Raw genomic sequence first — 7412 nt, 5'->3', positions numbered from 1 at the left:
ACGTGCGTCTTCCTGCTTTAACAACGGGAAGCATTGGAATTTTTGCAGCAGCATAATCATCCTTTTTTCGAATGGCGATCGCGTAAAAGTGAGGCATTTGCCATATGACCATGATTAAAAATAATGCCCAACACGCTGGGTGCCAAATATCAGGAGCGACAGCTGCCCAACCGATCAAAGGGGGCATTGCACCTGAGATACTTCCTACTTCCGTGTTCCAAATCGTATGGCGTTTCGTCCACATTGTATAAGGAACTACGTAAAAAAATACTCCCAAAAATCCAAGTAAACTTGCTAATGGTGATGCTAAATATAATAAAATTAATCCAATTACTAATAATAAAATCGCGACTATTAAAACTTTCTTAATCGATATAGCGCCTGTTACGGTTGGACGTACCTTCGTACGAGCCATAATAGCATCGATATCACGATCATAAATGTTATTAAACGAACCAGCGGCAGCAATAACGGCTGCTGTTCCTAAAAATGCAAAAAATACATTCCAAATATTATCTACAAAACTGTACTCATAAGTATATAAAGCAAGCATTAATCCAGCAATCATTGGAATAAGATTAGACTTAATGATTCCTGTTTTAACTACTTGAGCCCATAATGTTTTTTGTGATTTCTTAGTCATCGTATTTCATAGCTCCTTATTTATCCACTTGAACTAATATAACCTATATGATTAGCTAAAATCTATATATTAACTCTTTTTTATAATCATATTTGAACAATTTAGGTCTATTTCTACATATATAATAGTCGCATAGCAAAAACAGTCCTTCTGAATGCTAAAAGGACTGTTTAAGAGAATTGCTTTTAGTAAAAAATGGAAAACGTAGTTAATCGATATTTACAATCACTACGATAATTGTTAAGACGAATATAGGCAGACCAACAATTACTGATAATATAGAGATAAAGTTCTTAATTTTACTATCCTCTTTCAAAAATATCTCTGCAATTTTATAAATAATGATGCCAAGGAATCCACCAATAAAATTTAAAATAATATCATCAATGTCCGTTGCTCCTAATGCAAAAACATATTGAACAACTTCAATAAATAGGCTCAATAAGAAGATAGAACATAAAACCCTTGCAACGGATTTAGTACTGCTATGAAGACTCAGATAAATTCCTGCTGGGATGAACATTAAAATATTTCCCCAAATATTCATATCTACAATTCTTGTTCCTCCAATTCCATTATCCGTCATAATATAATTTTTTATAGAATGAAATGGAATGAAATTAACACTTCTAAAGCTATCTCTGCCTAAAAATACGGTGTCAATTAACAAAAATAGATAGAAAAATAATATACCCCAGTAAAATATATTTAAATACTTTTTCATTATGATTTATCCCTTCACTCAATTACTTCTTACCCACTATACATTAAATTCTTTAAGAAAAGGTAAGACAAAATCTTAAGGAAATATTAAATTAAGAAAGAAGCTACCAAATAATACAAAAATGTAATTTATTATCCAGATCATAATTATTACCTCAAACTTTTCGAATGAATAACGGCCTCAATAGTAGGTTATTTTCAATTAATTTAACTCTTAAGGTTTTTGTAAGAAATAAGTAAGACAAAAGATATTTATGAAGTTTAGTATAAATAATACAGTAGGGAGGCGGTAAGGGAGTGTAATCATCCCAAAATCGTCCAAGTCAGTTCTAGTAAAAATTTTAGAACCCTTATTATTTATTAGAACATTGCTATGTACGTGAAAAATAGGAGGGGGAAAGAGAGGATCATCAACCATTTGGTAATTATTTTAGCATGGGTTAGTGGAGAGGACTGCGGATAAATGCTAGTTTTTTTAGAAAAGCGAGAGAACCTTGCGGAGATGAGCTAAAACCTTGCGGAAACGAGCTTGAACCTTGCACAGACGGAGCAAAGCCTTACTGCTATGAACTATGAATAAAAAAGGAGTTAAAAAGATGATTAAACGAATTCTTATATTACTCATTTTAGTTAGTACTTGTCTTTCATTCAGTTCCGTTTACAGGGCGGAAAATGGATATACACCATCAGGTATTCCATTAAATAAGTTAGAGGAGGAAATCGATGGCTTTGTCTTAAATCACATTGGCCATTCAACACCTGGTGCTTCCATTGTAGTTGTAAAAGATGGAGAAATTGTGTTTTCTAAAGGATACGGATACGCGAACATTGAAAAAGAGATATTAGTAAATCCACAAAAAACGGTTTTCGAATATGGTTCTATTAGCAAATTGTTTGTATGGACAGCTGCAATGCAACTAGTTGAACAAGGAAAATTAGACTTAAATGCAGATATTACAACATACCTTCCTCAAGATTTTGTCTCCAAGTTAACATATGAAAAGCCTATTACAATGAATCAAATCATGAGTCATACAGCTGGTTTTGAGGATTATTACTTTGATCTAATCATGTCTACCCCAGAGAATATAGATTCTTTAAAAGAAGTTTTAATCAATGGCCAACCGAAGCAGATATATGAACCAGGTAGTACAATGGCATATTCAAATTATGCGACTGCTCTAGCGGGTTACGTCATTGAACGAATTGCAGAGCAAACTTTTTTAGATTACGAGATGGAGCATATTTTTCTACCACTATCCATGCACACCACATCAGGTGATCCTACTTTAGCGAACTATACAGAACTTGAAAATAAAGCGAATGGTTATATACCAAAAGAAAATAAGGGATTTACAGAAGGAAGTTGGTCATATGTTCCACTCTACCCTGCTGGTTCCGTAAATGGTACAGCTGAGGATTTAGCGAGATTTGCTATCGCGCTAATGCCAACGAAGTCCAATAGCACTCCACTTTTTTCAACGGAAGGCACTCTCGATATAATGCTCACACAAAGCTATTCTCCACACGGTGATGTTCTTTCTAATGCACATGGTTTTTGGGAGTATGATGGTAAAGTGAGAGGGGTTGGCCATGGAGGAAATACAGCTGCCTTTAGTTCAAATATGGTAATTGCACCGGAGGAACATTTTGGTGTAGTTGTTTTAACAAATGCCTCAGCTGAAATGGATGTGACATCGGGAGTCATAGATTTACTTTTTGGTAAACCCGATGACATAACTCAAACATTAACAATTGATTTGCCAAGCTCAGAAGAAATAACTGGGTTGTATGTCGCTGCTCGTCAATCACGTAGCACATACACGGAGTTTCTTGGTTTTCTACCACCTTTGAAAGTCGAAGCGATATCAAAAAATAAAATAAATATAAGCCTTTATGGAATGGAAGGTACCTACACTCAAATCGATCCTTATTTATATACCCTTACATCTAGTGAGAATCCGATTGTGGGATATATTCTTTCAAAAGCTTATTTTGAGGTGGACGAATACGGGGTAAAACGGCTCACCAATGGTCAGGTTGCTGATTATTTACCTTTAGAAGGGGATCGAAAGCTGCCATGGCTAATAATTAGTTTAGGCATAGTACTAATTAGTGTATTATATTTTATTTTCTCACCTATCATTTGGCTAATAAAATCATTAAAAAATCGCAAGCAATATATGCAGCCCTCAAAAGAAACAATACTATTTTGGTTTATAAATTTAACTGGAAGCTTGTTAGTCATAAATAATATTGTTCTTGTTATTCGTACTATTGTTAGCTCCTCGATGCTTTATTTAGATGCGCTTCAGTTACACATTTACTTAAACTGGCTCCTTCTTTTTGTAGCAGTAATTCTTGTCATTTTAGATTTAGTTAATTGGAAATTAGTAAATTTGAAAAAAAGCCATAAATTTATACGAGTTTTCACAATATGGCTCATTATATTATTAGTAGCCGTATTAATGAATTGGAATTTCTTTAATTTTATATAAAAATATTTTTGGTGCTGTACAGGATGGTCTAGAAGATGATATTAGGAGGAAAGATGTTTAGTGGATAATAAATTAAGTTATGCAAAAAAGCACCCTATTAAAAGTATCATTCTGATTGAATTTAGTTTTTTATTAGTTGTTTTTATAGCGGGGGCGATTGCGACAATTAAACAATTAAGTTACAATTCTCCGATATTAATATCGTTCATACCAACTGCACTAGTATTAATTATTTATTTTACGTGGAAAAGAAAATGGACCTATTTTGGTTTTAAACGAGTATTAATCAGAAAAAGCTGGTATTCGTATTTGCCTCTACTCCTTATTTTAATTGTATTATGCTTTCAAGGGTTTAGTTCCCAGCCTCTTGAAACAATTATATTCTTTGTTGGTTTTGCTATTCTAGTTGGTTTTGTGGAAGAAAGTATTTACAGAGGAATAATGATTAAAATATTACTACCATTAGGTATGCTTCCAGCTATTCTTACTTCGAGCATATTATTTTCTGTTACCCACATGCTTAATTTGTTATCTGGACAAAGCTTAGGACAGACTGGACTTCAATTGGTCTATTCATTATTAATAGGAATCATGCTAGCACAACTATTTATTAAAACAGGAAACATTTACCCTCTAATTTTGTTTCATGGCCTTCATAATCTGCTTCAATTTTTAGGAAACGGAGAATCCAGTGTCATTCAGGATACGACAGTGATTGGTATTTTAGTTATAGCTACTACTGTCTTAGCATTTTCTCTGCGGAAAAATAATACAGTAAAGAATGCTTTTATTCATGAAAGAATTTAAATGATTAAAGGCTATACAATTTGAACTAAACCCCGAATAGTGGCTGCTTTTAAAAGTAGACCAATTCGGGGTTAACGTTTTTGATGGTGAATTTCGAGCGATTACGGCTGGTCCTTTTTCTTAAAGAAGGGAAATTGCCTTTAGGAAAATGAGCTTCACATAAGGTAAGTTAGTGCTTAGGATTTAGTATTGCAAACATTTCATGGTCTTCCCACTGTCCGTTAATTTCAACACTTTTTTTTGCCAATCCTTCATGGTGAAAACCAACTTTTTCTAAAACTCTGATGGATCCTGTATTATTTGGCATGACTCCTGCTTCTATTCTGTGTAAGTTGAGTGTCTCAAAAGCATATTTAATAACAAGACCAGTAGCTTCAGTGGTATATCCTTTGCCATTATGCGCTTGATCCAAGGAATAGCCTAAAAGGGCGCTTTGTCGAGGTCCGCGGACTACTTGAAATAGTGAGATAGAACCTATTAATACGTCGCCATCTACTTTAAAAATTCCAAACTGATATCCGGAATCCTTTTTCGAATTTTGTGCCCCTTTTTCAATTAATTCTCTTTGGGTTTCTATAGTCCAGTAGTTTTCTGGAAGAGCAACGGAATAGTTTTGTAAAAATGCACGATTCCTGATTTCTAAATCTAGCAGTTCTTCCGCATCTGAAACTATAAACGGACGAATGTATATATTTAATGTTTTTAACATCTCATATCTCCTTCTCTAAGAAATAAATACAGTATATCATAGTGAATTATGGAGATAAATGGTTGAGGTTCTTTCGTTAAAACTGATTCGTATTATTTCATTTGCTTTAAAGCTTAGTTAATTTATTGGTTTATTTTGACTAAAAATTCTAATCAATCCTACCCTTTAACATATCCTTCTTTAATTAGCGTGGGAATTATACATATCTAGTTTTCCAGATAAGAGATGATTGCTATTGTTTAGAAATCTTTCTTAATCGGTGTGTGCAATAGCACTGATCTCAATTAGTTGCTCAGGGAAAGCCAAGTAAGTTACGCCGATACAACTGCCGGCTGGACGATGTTCTCCGATGTATTCCTTAAACATTTCTATGGCTTGGCCGAAGTGCGCTTGAGGGTTCGTTAGATACAGCTCCACATATGCGAGATTAGATTTGGTAACTCCAAACCCCTTTAGTACAGAGTCTAGATTTTCAAGTGTTTGACGAGTCTGAGTCTCGATATTGCCCTCCCCAACAAACATTCCCTCTTGATTGTGTGAAAATTGTCCTGAAATGTAAATGGTGTTGTTGACGCTGTAGCCTTGAGTAATTCCATGGTCCCAAAGCTTGTGATTGTAAGTTTTAACATTATTCATTATTTTCTCTCCTTTATTTCAAAGTAAAGTAAGTATAAAATGAATAAAAAGAAAAAAATAGTACGCACATTTTTGGTAGTTACTATCAGAAAGGATAGTGTCAATATGAGTATGGAGGAATATAAAGACAAGGGGAATATTCAAGATACATCTTTTGGGTATGCATTGTCGGTAGTGGGCGGAAAATGGAAAATGCTAATTCTTTATCTGCTTGCTGAAAATCAACCCGTTCGGTTTAATGATATGAAAAGACAGATAGGTACTATTACCTTTAAAACATTGAGTTCCCATGTTAAAGAGCTAGAAGCAGATGGCTTGGTTTTACGGAAAGAGTACCCACAAATACCTCCTAAAGTAGAGTATAGTTTAACACCTAAAGCAGATACTCTATTACCTGTTTCGGAACAGTTATGTGAGTGGGGAGAAAAAAATCGCAATAATTAATAGCTCATGATATTACGTGGATTTTCTAATACTAAAAGCTACTAATAGGGGGAGCATTTTATGGAATGGATCGTGTTGCTACTTATAGTTTTTATTTGTTTTAGTCTTTTTGTGCGCAAGAACACCCCATATAAGTTTGGTTTATCTCCAAAAACAACAGAAATAAAGCAAATTAAAGGGCTAAAAAAGCTAAATGATACACTGGAGCAATCCCTTACTAAAAGTTTTATGGAAAATGTAGAAGTGAGGGTAAGGAATAATAATAGATTAAAAGAAAATGAGTATGAGTGGCGCCTCCTAGATTTGAAACGCTATTTTATTATGGCGTCTCTATTAAAAGAGTCTCCAATGTTTAGTGAGAAAGTTGATGAATTGTGGCATGAGATGCTTATGTTTACCCGTGAGTATGAAAATTTTTCGATAAATTATTTAGGTGCAAAGCTACATCATAGTCCAAATGTAAAGATAGAACCCGATCCTGATTTACGTGGCTTTTTTGATTGGGTGTATGCAGAGCTATTTTTTATAAGAAGTGAGAATATCAACCTGTACAAGGGGTTTTTCAAAAACCCTGTTCATCCAACGGTTATGGAAGATTTTAAAAATTTACCAGAGAATGAACTAATCGATATTTACTTTAAACGTGAGACGAAATATATGAAGACTGTTCTTGCCCTTATTACTTCGATGAAAAATACAGTAAATGGTGTAAGAGATTACGAGAAAAAGATTATTCATGAAAAGCTGAAACAAGGAAGAACATATCAAAATTACAACGCAATGCTCCTTCCTTTCTTGTCGGTTTCTTATTTCCATTATGATGAATTTTCAAGTTTCATGAAAATAAGCAATGGCGACAATTTATCGAATTGCACAAGATGTGGATCGGCCAGCTCATGTGGTTCTTGCTCTTCAGATAGTTCCTGCTCAAGTTGTGGTGGAGGAGATTAAT

General features: G+C 34.1%; 8 protein-coding genes. 4 read left to right on the top strand and 4 right to left on the bottom strand.

Features of this window, described 5'->3' with window-relative positions:
• Together cyoE and AC06OU_RS17870 are read right to left on the bottom strand one after the other, a co-directional pair.
• On the bottom strand, window positions 1-643 hold a 643-nt coding region (gene cyoE, locus AC06OU_RS17875), incomplete at its 3' end, for a heme o synthase (protein ID WP_475857589.1).
• Between the two features lie 208 nt (window positions 644-851).
• Complete coding sequence (locus tag AC06OU_RS17870) at window positions 852-1367, bottom strand: VanZ family protein (protein ID WP_475857586.1); 516 nt, start codon at window positions 1365-1367, stop codon at window positions 852-854.
• Window positions 1368-1962: 595 nt separating this feature from the next.
• Here AC06OU_RS17870 and AC06OU_RS17865 point away from each other — a divergent pair.
• Both AC06OU_RS17865 and AC06OU_RS17860 read left to right on the top strand, forming a co-directional pair.
• On the top strand, window positions 1963-3864 hold the full coding sequence (locus AC06OU_RS17865; RefSeq protein WP_475857584.1) for a serine hydrolase domain-containing protein: 1902 nt from the start codon (window positions 1963-1965) through the stop codon (window positions 3862-3864).
• 60 nt (window positions 3865-3924) lie between these two features.
• Window positions 3925-4671, top strand: a complete 747-nt coding sequence (locus AC06OU_RS17860; RefSeq protein ID WP_475857582.1) for a lysostaphin resistance A-like protein — start codon at window positions 3925-3927, stop codon at window positions 4669-4671.
• A gap of 169 nt (window positions 4672-4840) precedes the next feature.
• On the opposite strand, the gene AC06OU_RS17855 is transcribed toward AC06OU_RS17860, so the two are convergent.
• On the bottom strand, window positions 4841-5380 hold the full coding sequence (locus AC06OU_RS17855; RefSeq protein ID WP_475857580.1) for a GNAT family N-acetyltransferase: 540 nt from the start codon (window positions 5378-5380) through the stop codon (window positions 4841-4843).
• A gap of 252 nt (window positions 5381-5632) precedes the next feature.
• Window positions 5633-6016: a RidA family protein gene (locus AC06OU_RS17850; RefSeq protein WP_475857578.1), complete on the bottom strand. Its 384-nt coding sequence runs from the start codon at window positions 6014-6016 to the stop codon at window positions 5633-5635.
• A gap of 105 nt (window positions 6017-6121) precedes the next feature.
• Here AC06OU_RS17850 and AC06OU_RS17845 point away from each other — a divergent pair, with 105 nt between their 5' ends.
• Together AC06OU_RS17845 and AC06OU_RS17840 are read left to right on the top strand one after the other, a co-directional pair.
• On the top strand, window positions 6122-6460 hold the full coding sequence (locus AC06OU_RS17845) for a winged helix-turn-helix transcriptional regulator (RefSeq protein WP_475857576.1): 339 nt from the start codon (window positions 6122-6124) through the stop codon (window positions 6458-6460).
• Window positions 6461-6520: 60 nt separating this feature from the next.
• Entirely contained in the window at window positions 6521-7411 is an 891-nt protein-coding gene (locus AC06OU_RS17840) for a glycine-rich domain-containing protein (protein WP_475857574.1), read from the top strand.
• Window position 7412 lies beyond the last annotated feature (1 nt).

It is taken from the genome of Psychrobacillus sp., from assembly GCF_056205495.1.
The sequence above is the reverse complement of the archived record's forward strand: the minus strand, read 5'-3'. Positions and strand labels throughout refer to the sequence as shown.

Excerpts from the sequence above, each read along its gene's own strand:
- AC06OU_RS17870 (WP_475857586.1), bottom strand. The coding sequence starts at position 1,367 with ATGAAAAAGTATTTAAATATATTTTACTGGGGTATATTATTTTTCTAT.
- AC06OU_RS17865 (WP_475857584.1), top strand. The coding sequence starts at position 1,963 with ATGATTAAACGAATTCTTATATTACTCATTTTAGTTAGTACTTGTCTT.
- AC06OU_RS17855 (WP_475857580.1), bottom strand. The coding sequence starts at position 5,380 with ATGTTAAAAACATTAAATATATACATTCGTCCGTTTATAGTTTCAGAT.
- AC06OU_RS17850 (WP_475857578.1), bottom strand. The coding sequence starts at position 6,016 with ATGAATAATGTTAAAACTTACAATCACAAGCTTTGGGACCATGGAATT.
- AC06OU_RS17845 (WP_475857576.1), top strand. The coding sequence starts at position 6,122 with ATGAGTATGGAGGAATATAAAGACAAGGGGAATATTCAAGATACATCT.
- AC06OU_RS17840 (WP_475857574.1), top strand. The coding sequence starts at position 6,521 with ATGGAATGGATCGTGTTGCTACTTATAGTTTTTATTTGTTTTAGTCTT.